Consider the following 15,278-nt stretch of genomic DNA (forward strand, 5'->3'; position numbering starts at 1 on the left):
ATGGACATAGAGTTAATAACGCCGATAGCGATGGAAACGCAGCTTAGATTTGCGATAAGAGAAGGCGGGCACACAGTTGGAGCTGGAGTTGTAACAGAGATAGTTGAGTAAAAATAAGTAGCAAATAAATAAAAGTGGCCGCCTTATAAGGTGGTAAGTTGTTTTCTGGGAGAAATATAAAATGGCAGACAGAGTAATAATTACAATTGCTTGCACTGAATGCAAGAATAGAAATTACAATTTTGACCGCGGTAAAAAGAGCGAAAAAAAACTTGAGTTAAAAAAATTCTGCAAAAATTGTGGAAAAAGTACTCTGCATAAAGAAACAAAGTAAGTTAAAAAAGTTTTAAATGTTCTTTTAGTTGTAAAAATTAAACAAGTGGTGGGAGCGTCGGTTAATTGGCAAACCACCGGTCTCCAAAACCGGGACTGGGAGTTCAAGTCTCTCCGCTCCCGCTGTTAATTTCGCGGAATTGGAAAAAAATATGAACATTTTTTCACAGGGCTGGCAATTTTTAAAAGAAGCTTATTATGAGCTTAAGAAAGTTACATGGCTTTCAAGAAAAGAAGTAATCGGTTCAACAATTGCAATAATTATACTTGTTGCGCTAATTGCGGTTTTTGTTGGAACAGCAGATTTTTTCTTGTCAAAGTTCTTGAGTTTTGTATTATAAGTTTTATTTCAACTATGTTATTGCGAGGTTTATAAAATGTCAAATATGTGGTATGTGGTTCACACCTATTCAGGTCATGAAGACAGAGTAAAGTCCAGCTTAGAGAAATCTGTTGCAAATCTTGGAATGCAGGAACGCATTGCAAGAATTAGTGTGCCAACCGAGGAAGTTGTTGAAGTAAGACGCAACAAAAAATGCATAAAAAAGCGCAAGTTTTTCCCTGGCTATGTTTTTGTTGAAATGACAATAGACAATGAAACCTATTGGTTGGTGCGTAACACAGCTGGTGTAACCGGGTTTTTGGGCGGCGTAAAGCCGGTTTCAATGCCAGAGGAAGAAGTTACCGGCTTATTACAAACTATAAATGCTCCAGTTGGTGCAAGGCCAAGGCCGTCTATAACATTTGAAAAAGAAGAAAATGTAAGAATAGTTGAAGGGCCTTTCAAACACTTCATTGGTATTGTTGAAGAAATTAATGATCAGCGCGGTAAATTAAAAGTAATGGTTACAATATTCGGCAGACCAACGCCGGTAGAATTAGATTTTCTACAGGTTGAAAAACTCTAAAGGAGCTGTATAAATGGCACCCAAAAAAGTAAAAGCACAAATTAAATTGCAAATTCCAGCAGGTGCGGCAAACCCTGCGCCACCAGTTGGCCCGGCACTTGGCCAGCAAGGTGTAAATATTATGGATTTTTGTAAACAGTTCAATGCCGCAACTTCAAAAATGGAACCAGGTATGACAATACCGGTTATAATTACCGTGTTTGAAGACAGATCATTTACATTTATCACAAAAATGCCACCAGTTTCAGCACTTGTTAAAAAGGCCGCAGGCCTTGCAAAAGCATCCGGTGAGCCAAACAAAACAAAGGTTGGCAAAATTACAAAAAAACAAGTTGAAGAAATAGCGAAACAAAAAATGCCCGATCTAAATGCCAATGATCTGAAAGGGGCAATGCTTATGGTTGAAGGTACCGCAAGAAGCATGGGCATTGAAATAAAAGATTAGTTAATTAGTCAGTTCCAAAATAGATGTTGTGGGAGTAGTTTTGGCCAAAATTGTTTTGGCTAAAATTACGCATACCACACTAAGGGAGAAAAAATGAGTAAGCGTCTTAACGAAACAGGCAAGTTGGTAGACAAAAACAAGTTGTACACAATGGCAGAAGCGGTTGATTTGGTAAAGAAAACTGCAAGGGCAAAGTTTGACGAAACTGTTGAAATGCATATTCGCCTTGGCATAGACCCGAAGCAAAGTGACCAGATAGTGCGTGGAATTGTTGCTCTTCCGCACGGCATAGGTAAAACAAGAAGAATTGCTGTAATTGCAAAAGGTGACAAACTAAAAGATGCTCAGGCCGCAGGTGCTGACGAGGCAGGGTATGAGGATTTAATAGAAAAAATAGCAAAGGGTTGGTTTGAGTTTGATGTACTTGTTGCTACACCAGATACAATGAAAGACTTAACGAAGCTTGGTAAAGTTCTTGGTCCAAAAGGTCTTATGCCAAATCCAAAGTCCGGTACTGTAACATTTGAAATCAGTAAAGCGGTTAAAGAGTTAAAACTTGGTAGAATTGAATATAAAAATGATGCTTACGGCATACTCCATTGCGCAGTTGGTAAAGCTTCATTTGATGCCGAAAAACTTGTGCAAAACGCAAAAACATTGCTTGATGCAGTAATTAGGTCAAAGCCATCAACATCAAAAGGCCAGTATATAAAGAGCATTTTCATAGCAAGCACCATGGGGCCTGGCATAAAAGTAATCACAACGGTTGAAAAGTAATTTAATTAAATAAAAAGTGTTTAAAAAACTCTTCATTGTAATTACAAAGACCCGAGAGGCATTTGCTTCTCGGGTCTTTTCTATTTTTAAATATTTGCGCACAATGCCGTTAATTGCGGTATTTTTAATTTATGTTTTGTTCCTACTTATCTTTTATGCGCATAGTGGTTTTCTAAACACTCGCAGTGAAAATATTGAAAACTTTGCTCCATTGCAAAACTCTAAAATTGTTGGAATACTTGAGCGTTTAGTTCGCCAAAACGATACAAAAACACAATTTATATTAAAAGTTAAAACTGTAAATGATAAAGCTTCTTTAGGGGATATTTTAGTAACTTACTATGGTAGTTTTAAAGCATCATTAGGTAATAAACTGTTATTAAAGGGCAATTTGGTTTTGCCTATGGAAAGTTTTAACGATGGCCAGTTTAATTACGCGCGTTATCTTGCAACGCAAAATGTTTATGCCATCTTTTACGCAAATGAAATAAACACCTTGGAAGAAAGTAAGCAGTATTATTTTTTACGTTTGGCTCAAAGCGCTCATGATTTTGTTGTAAAAACAGTTAACAAACACATACCAAATTACTATGCAGGCGTGCTATCTCCAATGCTTATTGGCGATGAGTCGTTGCTTGATACGATAACCAAAGAAAATTTTACAAAAGCCGGTGTAATGCACATATTAGTTGTCAGCGGGATGAATGTTGCCTATGTGGCAGTTATTGTTTGGTTTTTATTTAGGTTGTTCGGTTTTAGTTACAGGGTTGCATCTTTAGGTTCAATCCCATTTATTTTGCTTTATGTATTTGCAACAGGCGCTACCCCGCCAGTGTTACGTGCCGGTGTTATGGCAATTTTTGTCGCGTTTTCACTTTCATTATCAAGGCCGGTGCTAATTTATCACTCACTATCACTTGCCGCATTTGTAATATTAATTTTTGATCCACGGTCGCTTTTTAGCGCAAGTTTTCAGTTGTCTTTTGGGGCAACAGTAGGTATAGTTTATTTTTACAAGGAAATAACTAAACTATTTACTAAAACACCAAAAATTATAAGGTGGGTATGTAGTGTTGCCGCGGCATCTTTTGCGGCACAGCTTGCGGTATTGCCTATTTTGGCTTACTACTTTGGCAGAGTGTCTTTAATTGGTTTATTAAGCAACATATTTATTGTTCCTCTCTCTGGGTTTATCACCACTTTTGGGTTTTTAATGTGTGGTTTTGAATTAGTTTCTGCAACTTTTGCGACACTTATCGCAAAGGGTCTTTCTTTAATGCTTTTTACAATGTTATGGCTTGTAAAACTTTTTGCGCAATATAAATACGCAACAGTTGTAGTTGCATACCCGTCTTTTTTTACTGTTTGTTGTTACTATTTAATAATTTTTTCAATTCCAAAACTTAAAAAAAGTTTAACGGCACGCATAATATTGTTTTTTACGATAGCAACTTTAATGGTTGTATTGGTTTTTAACAGAGTGTCAAAGGATGATAAACTATCAATAAATTTTCTCTCACTTGAACGCGGTAGGGTTGTGCACATTGCTCTGCCAAATGGGAAAAACTGGTTAATAGATTGTTCAGGAAGTTACAATAACGAGTTTGACCCTGGTAAAAGAATTGTACTGCCATATCTATTAAAAAATGCTGTTTTAAAAATAGATAAGGTTTTTATATCAAATGTGTTTATCTCAAATTATGGCGGCCTTAGAATATTATTAGAAAGCTTGCGCATTGGCGAGTTGTTTATCGCGCCACAAACAAGCTTTGAAAGCGAGTATGTAAAAGTACTTGAGCTTGCCAAAGAGAAAAATGTACCAACACGCCAAGTGTGGGCAGATGATGTCTTTAAGGAGTCAGGTGTGGTTTTAGATACACTTTGGCCTAGAACACTTTTGGAGAGTTCAAGGGATAATACGGTTGTTTTTATGCTGGAGTATCAGGATAAGAAAGTTTTATTTGCAGGCGATGCCGGTCAGCAGACGCTTTTTGAGCTTTCAAATTCTACAAGTGCGCTTAATGCCGATGTAATGCAAATAAATAATAGAAAAGAAGCAATAAACCATGAAATAATTAAAAAACTGAACCCAGAAACTCTTGTTGTTTGCGGCAGAGGTGGTTTTGATTGTTTTGATGGAGCAATGTCTAGCAATACTTATATTACTTCTAAACTTGGCAGGGTATCAGTTATCATAGATAATAAAAAGTTAACATTTAATAGTTACAAAAAGTGATTGCGAATTAACTTTTCGGTGCGCATTATTATGTGGTTTTTGCTGTCATTTTTGTTTGTTGAAAATGGCTTAAAGTGCTATAATCTGCACGCTGTTATAATTAATAAAATAACTTTAAGAGTTTAAAATGAAATCAAAAAAAGTTGCGGTTGCTAAATTGTCGGTGCTTTCAAACAGCATTTTAATTACAATCAAAATTGTGGCTGGATTTCTTACAGGGTCTGTAAGTATTATTTCTGAGGCGATACATTCGTCTATGGATTTATTGGCTTCGTTTATTGCACTTATTTCAGTTAAGGTTTCTGCTAACCCACCTGATAAAAACCACCCGTTTGGTCATGAGAAAGCTGAGAATGTTTCTGGTGTTGTAGAGGCAGTTTTAGTTATGTTTGCGGCTTCGTTGATAGTTTATTTTTCAGTAAAAAAGTTGTTAGGTACTGTGAGTATAGAGCTAGAACTGGTGGGTTTCGCAGTTATGTCTATTTCTGCAATAGCAAACTTTATTATTGCCGCTAAGTTGTATAAAGTAGCTAAAGATGAGGACTCGGTCGCTATTGAAGCTGACGCCCTACATTTAAAAACCGATGCATTATCTTCTCTGACCGTAGCACTTGGGCTTGGACTTATTTGGCTTACAGGATTAAAATGGTTAGACCCTGTGGTTGCAATAATTGTTGCACTGATTATATTTTGGGAAGGGTTTGTAATTTTACTGCATTCATTTGGACCTCTTATGGATGAACAACTTACAGATGATGAAATGGATAAATTAAGAGCTGTTCTTGCAAAACATGAAATATCCTTTGTTGATTTTCATGATTTGCGCACAAGAAAGGCAGGAAGTGTCAGGCATATAGATTTGCATATGACAGTGCCTTCTACAATGAGCGTTGCGCAAAGTCACGAAATAACTGAGTTGATAGAAAAATCAATTTCACAGGAAATTGCTAATTCAAAAGTTCTTGTGCATATAGAGCCCTGCGATAAGCTTTGCAAAGTATGTAAGTTTGTATTAAATTGTGTTTACAAAAAATGAAATCAATTAGCAAAAGAGGTTTTATTATGTCAAAGAAACTAACCCTGTTCATTCTGCTCGCAATTTTTTTTATGGGTTGTGCCACAGTGCCGCTTACGGGTAGAAAACAACTTTCACTTGTGCCTGAAAGCCAAATTGTTCAAATGAGCGCGGATAGTTATAAGGAACTTATAGAGAAATCGGAGCTTTCAAAATATCAGCCAAGTGTTGAAATGGTACAAAAGGTTGGCAAACGCATAGCCGTTGCGGCAGAAAAGTTTTTAAGTGATAATGAGCTTGGGTCAGATATAAAAAACTACAATTGGGAATTTAACTTAATAAAAGATAGTCAAACAGTAAACGCATTTTGTATGCCTGGTGGTAAAGTTGCAGTTTATACAGGGATACTGCCGCTGACAAAAGATGAAAATGGGCTTGCGGTTGTAGTGGGTCACGAGGTTGCACATGCAATAGCAAAGCATGGCAGTGAAAGAATGAGCCAGCTTTTGCTAACGCAACTTGGTGGTATTGCGCTTTCTGAAGCACTTAAAACAAAAAGTGAACAGACACAGCAGCTAATGTTAATGGCGTACGGTGTTGGTTCTCAGGTCGGAGTTTTATTGCCATATAGCAGAAACCACGAGTACGAAGCAGACCAGATAGGGCTTGTTTTTATGGCAATGGCCGGGTATAACCTGGAAGGCGCAGTTGAATTTTGGGAAAGAATGAACGCTTTAGATACTAAAAAGCCGCCAGAGTTTATGTCAACACATCCTGCCGATGAAAATAGAATTGCAAAAATTAAAAGTGAAATTCCTCAGGCATTAGAGTATTACCAAAAGAACTAACCTCGCAGTAATTGCAATAACAAAAAATCCCTTCAAAAATATTTCCAAGATTTAGTTTTATTAGCGGTGTTGTTTGTGGTGTTTAGTAAATTTGTTTTTTACAAATTTTGTGGGTTGGTTCCCGCGTGGTTGGAATCCGGCCTTAAATCCGGCTTTTATGGTGTTGTTTTTCCAAAGTTTTTTTGTGCTAAGCTTTTTTGATACCACAATCTCTTTGCCTGAGTAAATATCCAACCCTGTATAATACATTGCTGTAGATAAGCTCATTGGTGTTGGGTAAAACTCCTGCATTTGCTCTGCAGTAAGTTCATTTCTTGCAACAAAGTTTTTAATTTTGCTTTCAGTTTTGTCAGTCGCGCCCGGATGGCCTACAATTAAATAAGGAATAACAAATTGTTTTTTACCTGCCAAAGCACATTCTTTTCTATACAGCCGCAAAAAATTTTCAAAAATCTCTACCTTTGGTTTATGCATCAAATTTAAAATGCCTTCATCACAGTGTTCTGGCGCTACCGACAACTGCCCTTGCGTGTAGTTAATTGCAAGTTCGTGTACAAACTCCGGGTTAAGTAGTGCCAAGTCGTACCTTACACCAGAGTTTACATAAAGTGATTTTATACCTTCCATCATTGAAACATCTTTTAAAACACCTAAAAAACTACTTGAAGTTGTGTTAAGATTTTTGCAAATAGATGGGAATAAACAGCTTGGCCTTTTGCAATTTTTCATAGCTATTTCATTAGTGCAAAAAGTTCCATACATATTTGCTGTTGGCCCGCCAATATCGGTTATAACTTTGCATCCGGCCTTTATAAGTTCACGCACTTCTTTTTTTATTGACTCTTTAGAGCGGCTTTGAATAAACTTTCCCTGATGCATATAAAGTGTGCAAAAACTACATCCACCATAACAGCCGCGGTGCGCGCTAATTGATGCGCCAATCATCTCAAGGGCAGGAATTTTGCCTTTGTACTTTGGGTGTGCTTTGCGTTCAAATTGCAATGCGTAAACTTCGTCAATTTCTTTTGTGCTAAGTGGAAAAGCCGGTGGGTTAATTATAATGCGCCTTGTACCACAATGCTGCAACATTGGTTTTGCGTTGTAAGGGTTTTGGTTTTCTAAAACAATTTTTGTCATATTTGCAAAAGTTGCTTTATTATCTTTTACCTCTTCAAAAGAAGGTAATGTTAAAACATCTTTCACAAATGCATCATCATTTTTGTTTAATGGCACCACAGTTCCGGCAATGTTTTTAATTTCGCGTAATTGCTCGCCTGCTTTTAGCCGAACAACAAGCTCGCGCAAAGGTGCTTCACCATTGCCATAAATAAGCACATCTGCTTTTGAATCTAGTATAATCGACGGCCGCACCTTGTCCGTGTAGAAATCAAAGTGTGCTATGCGGCGCAAACTTGCTTCAATTCCGCCTATAACGACAGCTACATCTTTAAAAGCTTCTTTAATTCGGTTTGTGTAAACAATTGTAGGTAGATAGGGTTTTTTGCCGGGTTCGCCATTTTCAGTATAGGCGTCTTGCGAACGAATTTTTCGTTGTGGAGTGTAAAGCGAAACCATAGAGTCAATATTGCCGGCTGTTACGCCAAAAAAAAGCTTTGGCCTGCCAAGAGCCATAAAATCATCTTTGTTATGCCAGTTTGGCTGTGCAATTATGCCTACGCTGAGGCCTAATGATTGCAAAAACCTGCCAATTAATGCGGGCGCAAATGATGGGTGGTCAATGTAAGCATCCGCACTTATAAGCACAACATCAAGTTCGTTTATGCCCTGCCCTTTTGCCTCAGTTAGATTTGTTGGTAAAAACATAATTTCCTTTTTTGTTTTTTGCGCTTTGAGTATATTAGATATGCTATGCGTTGTCAATGTAAAAAAACTATTTTTTATATACATAAATGCAATTTGATATTTTACGGCAAAGTTGCTAAACTGCCATAGTAAAATGGCATTATTAAGGAAGTTATTCGCGGTTTTATTGTTCCCATTTGCTGTTGTTGCAATTTGGGTTTTACTTAAAGTTATTATTGAGCTTGGCATAAGCAACTCAAGCGCTTTATCACCATTTGCTGCCGGATTAATTTTGTACTTGCTATTACAAAAACTGCTTTCAAAACCCCTTAGAACTTATGTTTTTGGGCACGAACTTACGCATGCAATTGCTGGCGTTTTAAGCGGCGCAAAAGTTAAAAGTTTTAATGTTTCATCAAGTGGTGGCTGTGTAGTAATGGATAAAAGAACGCCATTTATTGCACTTGCCCCATATTTTGTGCCTATTTACACTTTAATTTTTGCCGCTATTTATTTGTTAGTTGGATTGTTTATTGACACACAAAATTACTACTGGCTTTATGCTTTCGGCTGCGGCTTTACTTTGGCTTTTCACTATGCGCTTACATACTTTGCGCTTGCAAAAGGTCAAAGCGACCTTGAACAATACGGCAAATTTTTTTCTATGACAATAATTGTTTTTGCGCTTTGCATAGCAACGCTGACGGTGTTAAAAGCAGTTTTTCCAGATCAGATTTATATTAGTGATTTTATTTCTCAAAATATTGTTGATATAAAAAATATAGGGCAAAAGGTGTATGCATTATGTTTGACATTCCAACTGATGAAATAAGAAGGAAACTCTTTCACCTGCTTACGCTTGTTTATGTTTTTGGCTATTGGTTTTTAAACAAAGATATGGTTCTTTGGGTTATGGGCGGCATAATTGTGGTGGTTTTCATTGTTGAAATGGTGCGTTTAAATATGCCAGCTTTTAATGTTTGGACATTGCGGTTTTTAGGCGGTGTGCATAGGCCATGGGAGGCATCTAATATAAGTGGCCTGCCCTGGACATTACTTGGTTCATTTTTAACAATGCTGCTATTTGAAGATAAAAGCCTTGTACTTGTCAGTCTATTTTATCTTGCCTTAGGTGATGCCTCTGCAGCGCTTTTTGGCAAGTTTTGCGGCAAATATAAAATTTTTTGGTACAACAAAACTGTTGAAGGTAGTATTGCCTGTTTTGTTATTTGCTTAGCACTTGGCATACCATTTTTAGGGCTACCTTTGGCGCTATTAGGGGCACTCATTGCAACAATAATTGAAATAATTGCATGGCCATTAAATGACAATTTTTGGATGCCGCTTGTTTCCTGCGCATTTTTAACAATTCTTAAAAACTACTTGTTTTAATTTTTTTGTGAGCAAAGTTATGAAACTATTTATAACATTTCTCGTTGTATTTTTTATATCACTAAACCTTGCTTATTGCGATAACTTTTACGCACAAGGGCCAAAAGGCAAGAAACAAATTGCCATAACTTTTGATGATGGACCTGGCCCACATACCCAAGAAGTGCTTGATATGTTAAAAGCTAATGGGGTAAAAGCCACATTTTTTATGGAAGGCCAGCTTGTAAACATAAGGCCGGCTATGGCACAAATGGTAATTGCCGACGGGCACGAAGTTGGCAGCCATCTTTACGATCACCCCAATTTTTATAAAATGAAAGGTATAGAAAATAAACCAAAATTGCTTAAACAAATTCAATTAGCAGAAAATGCTTTCTTGAAAATTGGACATAAACCAAACTTAGTTAGAATGCCATACGGTTTTGTTAATACTTGGGTAAAACAGACACTTGAAGAAAAAGGTTATATTGCGGTTAATTGGACATTTGGTTGTGACTGGAACAAAATGAAAAAAGAAGAGCTTGCGGCAGTATATGTAAAAAATGTACGAGCAGGCGCAATACTGCTTTTTCATGATGGCGGCAGTAACAGAGAACGTACAATTTATGCCGCAAAAAGGGCAATTGAAGAGGCAAAAAAGCAAGGTCTGGGAATTGTTACGGTGAGTCAGTTATTGGGGCTGAATAAAGTTAACTAAAACTCAAAAGATGATAACTGTTTTGTCTTAAGCGCAACTTTTTGTATAATACCAAAATATGGTAAAAACTGGTTGTTTATACTTAAAAATTTGTAATTGATATTTTAATTACCTATAAGATTGCCGAGGTGGCGGAACTGGCAGACGCGTCAGACTCAAAATCTGAAGTCGCTTAGGCGGCGTGAGAGTTCAATTCTCTCCCTCGGCATTTAATGTTAGAAGCAGTATTACTTAAACACACTTTCCTAAAAACTTCCAATGCAAAAATAAAATCTTAAAAATAAATAGTAGTGATTAGGTTATGGGTTTATTGTTTTTTTGACTTGATAGTCGGTAAATGAATTGGTATCATTAAACCCGGATTTCGCAATAGGATTTGGAATTTGTCAAAAGATATGGGACATTTTTTTTCGCAAAAGTCTTGCAAATGGAATAACCATTCGCTGCAATTTTTGCGTCAAAAATGCCTCCATCTCTTTCGTCTCGGTTCTCAAACCTATTACAAAATACGGGTTAACAAAATGAACACAAAAAAAGAAATCACGCAAATAACAAATTCGGTTAAAATAAACAAAAAAAATAAATGCTATGCCAGCACATTTGTTTTTTTACTTTTATGTTTTTTTTATATTGTTGTGCCATTTACAGTTTATGCAGACGACCAGCTTTCAGAAACACTTTTCCTTCAAAAAAACTATAAAGCAGCCTCTGCAGAGTTTGCAGCTTCCGCCGTTTTGGATTTTGACACGCCATCTGGTCAGGTTTCTTCCTTACGCCTTGCCGATTGTTATTTTGGACTTGGTTATTATTTAAAAGCGCAAAATCAATATACAAAGTTTCTTGCCATTTACCCTCAAAGCGTTCATGCCGACAAGGCGCTTTTTTACCTTGCGAAAGCACTTTTTAAACAAGAAAAATATGAAGATGCGTTAAGCGCGTACGACAAATTTATTGGGCAGTTCCAAAACAGTTCTTATATTGCCGATGCCTACTTTGGCGAAGCATTATGCCTTTATAACCTTGGCAGATATACAACTTCACTTGCAAAACTTGGCGAACTATTAGATGATTATGGGCAAAAAAGAACCGATCTGCAAGAAGCCGCCCAATTCTATGTTGCAGAAACCTGGTTTGAAAGAGGTAGTTATTCTGAGGCTGAAGCTGCATATAAAAAATTCTTAAATGAAAATAAAAGTTCTCTTTTGGTGCCGCTTGCTTGTTACAAGCTTGGTCGCACTTTTATTGCAAGGGGCAAAATGGAAAGTGCAAGGTCTGAGTTTGAAGACGCGCTTGCCAGGCAGTATGATCCCGAAATACAAGCGGCAATAGTTTTTTCAATGGCAGAGTCGTATTATTTTGAAAAACAATACTCACAGGCTGTTTCGCGCTATGAAAGCATTGTAAAAAAATATCCGTCATCAGACCTTGCACCAAAAGCACTTTTTTGCGCGGGTTGGTGCTTTGTTGAAACCGGCAACTTTGCAAAAGCCGCAAAATACTTTGATTTAATGGATAAAAATTTTCAGCTTAATGCATACTCTGAACAATCTACTTATTTATCTGGCATCTGCCTTTATAATTTAGGCAACTACAGAGCTGCATATTCTCAGTTAGATAAATTTGCAAATATGCATCCTGTAAGTGAGCTTACGCCATTTGCTGCTTATTGGAGCGCGTGGAGTTCGTTAAAAGATTCCAAACCGGAAAAAGCTCTTGAACAGTTTAGAACAATAATTAAAAAATACCCAAATGTCTCTGTTGCAGAAAGAGCCGAATTTATGGTTGCAGAGTGTTTCTTTGCGACAAAAGAATATGACGCGGCCAGAAAACACTATCAGCAGTTCCTTAGCGCTTATGCATCTTCTCAAATGTTTGATGATGCGCTCTTTGGCATAGGGAAGTGTTTTGCCGGGCGCGGTGACTATGGGCTTGCAAGAGAGGTATATGAAAATTTTTTAAAAGAATTACCAAAAAGCCGTCTTGCAAACAGTGTACGGCTTGAAATTGCAAACACTTATATTTTCGAAGGCAAATATAGTGATGCTATAAATGCTCTAAATGATCTTGCCAAAGTTTCTGATAACTCTTTTGCCAACGATGTCAACTTTCGCCTTGGCTTTGCTCAATATAAAAATGGCAATTACGCAAAAGCGGTGCAAACCTTTGCGAAATTTGCAGATAGCCAAAACGAAAAAGGCGATGAGGTTTTATACTACAGCGGCTTAGCGTTAATAAAAATTAAAGAGTATTCCAGTGCTCAAAAAGCATTTGATAAACTACTTACACAATGGCCAAAATCTTCTCTTGTAAGCGAGGCATTGCTTCGCAAAGGCGATATTTTTTGGGATATAAAAGAATACGAAAAAGCGGCGCAAAGTTACGGTCAGGTTGTAAAAAACTATCCTGTAAGCCAGGTTGCGCCTTATGCTTTATATGCAAAAGGCGAAGCACTTTTCGCGCAGAGTAAAAACGCAGATGCGCTTAATAGTTGGCAATATCTTGTAGAAACATATCCGCTTTCAAACTTAAGCTCCGATGTTGGTATGAAAATAGCAGAAAAGCTAAAAGCCGAAGAGAGTTATGCGGCGGCGCTAAAAGCATATAATACTGTTCGTTTAAAGTATCCAGCATCTATAGCCGGCCGTAACGCTGAAATTGGCGCAGCACAGATGCATTATAAAATAGGCAACTTTGCCACATCGCTAAGTGCGTACGATAAAATTATAAAATCACTCGATTACACAAATGATTTAAAAGCAATCGCGCAATTTGGAGTTGCCCAGTGTTATGAAAAACTTAATAAAATTAATAATGCGCTTTACGCGTATCAAGAAGTAGTAGATAAGTATAAGGAAAGTGTTTATGCACCCAAAGCACAGCTTTCTATTGCTAAAATTTGGGAGTCATTAGGCGAAGACACTCTAGCTAAAAATGCCTACGATGTGTTAATTAACAAGTTTCCAAAAAGTGCAATTGCAAGCAGTCAATTTTTAACAAAAGCTATAAAATTGCAAGAGCAAAGCCGGTGGAAAGAAAGTATTGATTTGTTACGCCACGCCATTGAATGTGAAGATAAATCAATTGCAGCTCAAGCGCAAAAATTGCTTGGTGATGCGTTTTTTAATACTAATGCTTACAAAGAAGCCACAGTAGAATACTTAAAAACTGTATATCTCTTTCGTGATTATGTCCAATATTCTTCAGAGGCGCAGTTTATGGCAGGTGTTGCTTGTCAGGCATTAAAACAAAAAAAAGAAGCTATAAACGCGTATAAAAGAACTGTTGAGTTTTTTCCACAAAGCACATGGGCACAGCAGGCAAAACAAAAGCTTGAAAGTATGGGAAAATGAAAACTTCAAAAATACTATTGCTTATAACTAATATGTTTATATTTTCAGTTTGCGTTTATGCGCAAACACAAGATGGCACTATATTTACATTGCCAGAAACACCTCCAACAATTCAAAAACTTGAAAAAACACCACTTGATAATCCGATTTTAAAAAGGCAGGCTTTTGTTTCAGATGAAGAACTTGTACTTTCACCCTTTTGGGTAAGCAATGATTTTAGCGATGAAAACCCATCAAATATGCTTAGCGCTGGCATTCATGCCGGAAATTTTGGCACAACAGGCGGCTTTATAAATTACAGTTCAACAAATATGATAGATGCCTTAATTAAATATGAAAAGTCCGATGGAGACACGCAAATATTCGCATCGGAAAATGGTTATATCGGCGTTGGTTTTAAAAATTTTGTAGGGCCGAATGTTTTTCTTTCTCTAAATACTCAGGCAAGCAAAAACACATTTAATAACCAGTCAAAGGATATGATTGGCGCAGATGTTAAAGCACACTTCTATTGCTTAAAAGGCTTATCGGTTGAAACAGATTTAGAAGGCAGGGAGTTTTCGCTTGCATCAATGCAAAAAAACAGCTTATTAAGTGCTGGTTTCCTTGCAAAGTTTTTGCCGTTAAACGATACTTTAACCACTGCTAAGTTTTATGCATCGCAAAATACCGGATTCTCAAACGCAAAAAATTATTACACAGCTGAGTTTTGGGCTCAAAGCGTGTTATTAAACAAGTTTTCCGCAGGTGCTGGTTTTAATTTAAGGAATGCCAATTTTGCACTTAATGGGAAACTCATCTATAAAATCTCAGATTATTTTAGTGCTTCCGCAGGGTTTGATAGTGGTTTACAAGAGTTGTTATGGCAAGAAATTTATGGCAAAGAGAGGTTTTATTCTTCAAATTCATACCTTTTAAACCCTGAAAATAAATATGAGTTAACACAGACAATCTCTTGCAACATTTTAGAGCGATATCTATTTTCTTCAACCTTTTTTCAACGCGGCCAAAAAAACTCTTTAGTGTTTTTATATGATGCTTCAAATAATACAATATACCCTGGCAATATAGACGATACCTACGCTTCGGGACTAAGAGTAGCTGCGCAGTACAACGGTGTTTTTTCTTTAAAGTTTGAAGCCGAAAAGCTTTTAAACCGCAGCAGCGAATTGCTATGCCAGCAAAGCGCGACAATTTCAGCAGAGTTTAGCTCTTATGGTTTTAAGCTAAAACCTGCTTATACTTTTGTGCCACAAATGTACTATGATTATACCGCGAGTATAAAAACATTAGCTTATAATAATGCCATAATGTCTGTTGAAAAACCATTAAGCAAAAATATTGTACTAACATTAGGTGCGCAAAATATATTGGGTGATAAACAGGAAGTTCAGCCGAACTTTGTGACCAAAGAAGCTAAATACCAAGTTGGATTGACAATCAACTTCTAAATAATTAATTAGTGTAATAATTT

General features: G+C 36.9%; 15 protein-coding genes and 2 tRNA genes. 16 read left to right on the forward strand and 1 reads right to left on the reverse strand.

All coding sequences use genetic code 11. From position 1 onward, the window contains the following. The 10 genes from M0Q46_04970 to M0Q46_05015 all read left to right on the forward strand — a co-directional run. A partial coding sequence (locus M0Q46_04970; protein ID MCK9582944.1) for a hypothetical protein occupies positions 1-111 on the forward strand: 111 nt, incomplete at its 5' end. Positions 112-181: 70 nt separating this feature from the next. Beyond that, positions 182-334 carry a 50S ribosomal protein L33 gene (gene rpmG, locus M0Q46_04975; GenBank protein ID MCK9582945.1) on the forward strand — a complete coding sequence of 51 codons (153 nt, stop codon included), beginning with the start codon at positions 182-184 and terminating at the stop codon, positions 332-334. A 50-nt stretch (positions 335-384) separates the two neighbouring features. Beyond that, a tRNA-Trp gene (locus tag M0Q46_04980) sits at positions 385-456 on the forward strand. Between the two features lie 29 nt (positions 457-485). Then, positions 486-674, forward strand: a complete 189-nt coding sequence (gene secE, locus M0Q46_04985) for a preprotein translocase subunit SecE (GenBank protein MCK9582946.1) — start codon at positions 486-488, stop codon at positions 672-674. Positions 675-710: 36 nt separating this feature from the next. Then, on the forward strand, positions 711-1,241 hold the full coding sequence (gene nusG / locus M0Q46_04990; GenBank protein MCK9582947.1) for a transcription termination/antitermination protein NusG: 531 nt from the start codon (positions 711-713) through the stop codon (positions 1,239-1,241). Between the two features lie 13 nt (positions 1,242-1,254). Beyond that, positions 1,255-1,686 carry a 50S ribosomal protein L11 gene (gene rplK / locus M0Q46_04995; GenBank protein MCK9582948.1) on the forward strand — a complete coding sequence of 144 codons (432 nt, stop codon included), beginning with the start codon at positions 1,255-1,257 and terminating at the stop codon, positions 1,684-1,686. 93 nt (positions 1,687-1,779) lie between these two features. Next, positions 1,780-2,463 carry a 50S ribosomal protein L1 gene (gene rplA, locus M0Q46_05000; GenBank protein ID MCK9582949.1) on the forward strand — a complete coding sequence of 228 codons (684 nt, stop codon included), beginning with the start codon at positions 1,780-1,782 and terminating at the stop codon, positions 2,461-2,463. A 103-nt stretch (positions 2,464-2,566) separates the two neighbouring features. Beyond that, entirely contained in the window at positions 2,567-4,699 is a 2,133-nt protein-coding gene (locus tag M0Q46_05005) for a DNA internalization-related competence protein ComEC/Rec2 (GenBank protein ID MCK9582950.1), read from the forward strand. A gap of 127 nt (positions 4,700-4,826) precedes the next feature. Then, positions 4,827-5,735 (forward strand): cation diffusion facilitator family transporter, encoded by a 909-nt coding sequence (locus M0Q46_05010; GenBank protein ID MCK9582951.1) that lies wholly within the window; start codon positions 4,827-4,829, stop codon positions 5,733-5,735. Between the two features lie 26 nt (positions 5,736-5,761). After that, on the forward strand, positions 5,762-6,562 hold the full coding sequence (locus M0Q46_05015) for a M48 family metallopeptidase (GenBank protein MCK9582952.1): 801 nt from the start codon (positions 5,762-5,764) through the stop codon (positions 6,560-6,562). A 60-nt stretch (positions 6,563-6,622) separates the two neighbouring features. On the opposite strand, the gene M0Q46_05020 is transcribed toward M0Q46_05015, so the two are convergent. Next, on the reverse strand, positions 6,623-8,470 hold the full coding sequence (locus tag M0Q46_05020) for a YgiQ family radical SAM protein (GenBank protein ID MCK9582953.1): 1,848 nt from the start codon (positions 8,468-8,470) through the stop codon (positions 6,623-6,625). 49 nt (positions 8,471-8,519) lie between these two features. On the opposite strand from M0Q46_05020, the gene M0Q46_05025 reads away from it, so the two are divergent. From M0Q46_05025 to M0Q46_05050, 6 genes are all read left to right on the forward strand, one after another. Then, the gene (locus tag M0Q46_05025) at positions 8,520-9,197 is read left to right on the forward strand and encodes a M50 family metallopeptidase (GenBank protein MCK9582954.1); all 678 of its coding nucleotides are present in this window, start codon (positions 8,520-8,522) and stop codon (positions 9,195-9,197) included. After that, entirely contained in the window at positions 9,170-9,757 is a 588-nt protein-coding gene (locus M0Q46_05030) for a hypothetical protein (protein ID MCK9582955.1), read from the forward strand. The genes M0Q46_05025 and M0Q46_05030 overlap by 28 nt, the downstream gene beginning before the upstream one ends. 19 nt (positions 9,758-9,776) lie before the next feature. Beyond that, positions 9,777-10,454 carry a polysaccharide deacetylase family protein gene (locus tag M0Q46_05035; GenBank protein MCK9582956.1) on the forward strand — a complete coding sequence of 226 codons (678 nt, stop codon included), beginning with the start codon at positions 9,777-9,779 and terminating at the stop codon, positions 10,452-10,454. A gap of 122 nt (positions 10,455-10,576) precedes the next feature. Next, a tRNA-Leu gene (locus M0Q46_05040) sits at positions 10,577-10,662 on the forward strand. 313 nt (positions 10,663-10,975) lie between these two features. Then, the gene (locus M0Q46_05045) at positions 10,976-13,804 is read left to right on the forward strand and encodes a tetratricopeptide repeat protein (protein ID MCK9582957.1); all 2,829 of its coding nucleotides are present in this window, start codon (positions 10,976-10,978) and stop codon (positions 13,802-13,804) included. After that, complete coding sequence (locus M0Q46_05050; GenBank protein MCK9582958.1) at positions 13,801-15,255, forward strand: hypothetical protein; 1,455 nt, start codon at positions 13,801-13,803, stop codon at positions 15,253-15,255. The genes M0Q46_05045 and M0Q46_05050 overlap by 4 nt, the downstream gene beginning before the upstream one ends. The last annotated feature ends 23 nt before the right edge of the window (positions 15,256-15,278 follow it).

Source organism: Endomicrobiales bacterium (assembly GCA_023228045.1).
In the GTDB taxonomy this organism is placed as follows: Bacteria; Elusimicrobiota; Endomicrobiia; order Endomicrobiales; family JALOBY01; genus JALOBY01.

What these genes read in the sequence shown, in the direction of transcription:
- rpmG (MCK9582945.1), top strand. Translation starts at nt 182, where the DNA reads ATGGCAGACAGAGTAATAATTACAATTGCTTGCACTGAATGCAAGAAT.
- secE (MCK9582946.1), top strand. Translation starts at nt 486, where the DNA reads ATGAACATTTTTTCACAGGGCTGGCAATTTTTAAAAGAAGCTTATTAT.
- nusG (MCK9582947.1), top strand. Translation starts at nt 711, where the DNA reads ATGTCAAATATGTGGTATGTGGTTCACACCTATTCAGGTCATGAAGAC.
- rplK (MCK9582948.1), top strand. Translation starts at nt 1,255, where the DNA reads ATGGCACCCAAAAAAGTAAAAGCACAAATTAAATTGCAAATTCCAGCA.
- rplA (MCK9582949.1), top strand. Translation starts at nt 1,780, where the DNA reads ATGAGTAAGCGTCTTAACGAAACAGGCAAGTTGGTAGACAAAAACAAG.
- M0Q46_05005 (MCK9582950.1), top strand. Translation starts at nt 2,567, where the DNA reads ATGCCGTTAATTGCGGTATTTTTAATTTATGTTTTGTTCCTACTTATC.
- M0Q46_05010 (MCK9582951.1), top strand. Translation starts at nt 4,827, where the DNA reads ATGAAATCAAAAAAAGTTGCGGTTGCTAAATTGTCGGTGCTTTCAAAC.
- M0Q46_05015 (MCK9582952.1), top strand. Translation starts at nt 5,762, where the DNA reads ATGTCAAAGAAACTAACCCTGTTCATTCTGCTCGCAATTTTTTTTATG.
- M0Q46_05020 (MCK9582953.1), bottom strand. Translation starts at nt 8,470, where the DNA reads ATGTATATAAAAAATAGTTTTTTTACATTGACAACGCATAGCATATCT.
- M0Q46_05025 (MCK9582954.1), top strand. Translation starts at nt 8,520, where the DNA reads ATGGCATTATTAAGGAAGTTATTCGCGGTTTTATTGTTCCCATTTGCT.
- M0Q46_05030 (MCK9582955.1), top strand. Translation starts at nt 9,170, where the DNA reads ATGTTTGACATTCCAACTGATGAAATAAGAAGGAAACTCTTTCACCTG.
- M0Q46_05035 (MCK9582956.1), top strand. Translation starts at nt 9,777, where the DNA reads ATGAAACTATTTATAACATTTCTCGTTGTATTTTTTATATCACTAAAC.
- M0Q46_05045 (MCK9582957.1), top strand. Translation starts at nt 10,976, where the DNA reads ATGAACACAAAAAAAGAAATCACGCAAATAACAAATTCGGTTAAAATA.
- M0Q46_05050 (MCK9582958.1), top strand. Translation starts at nt 13,801, where the DNA reads ATGAAAACTTCAAAAATACTATTGCTTATAACTAATATGTTTATATTT.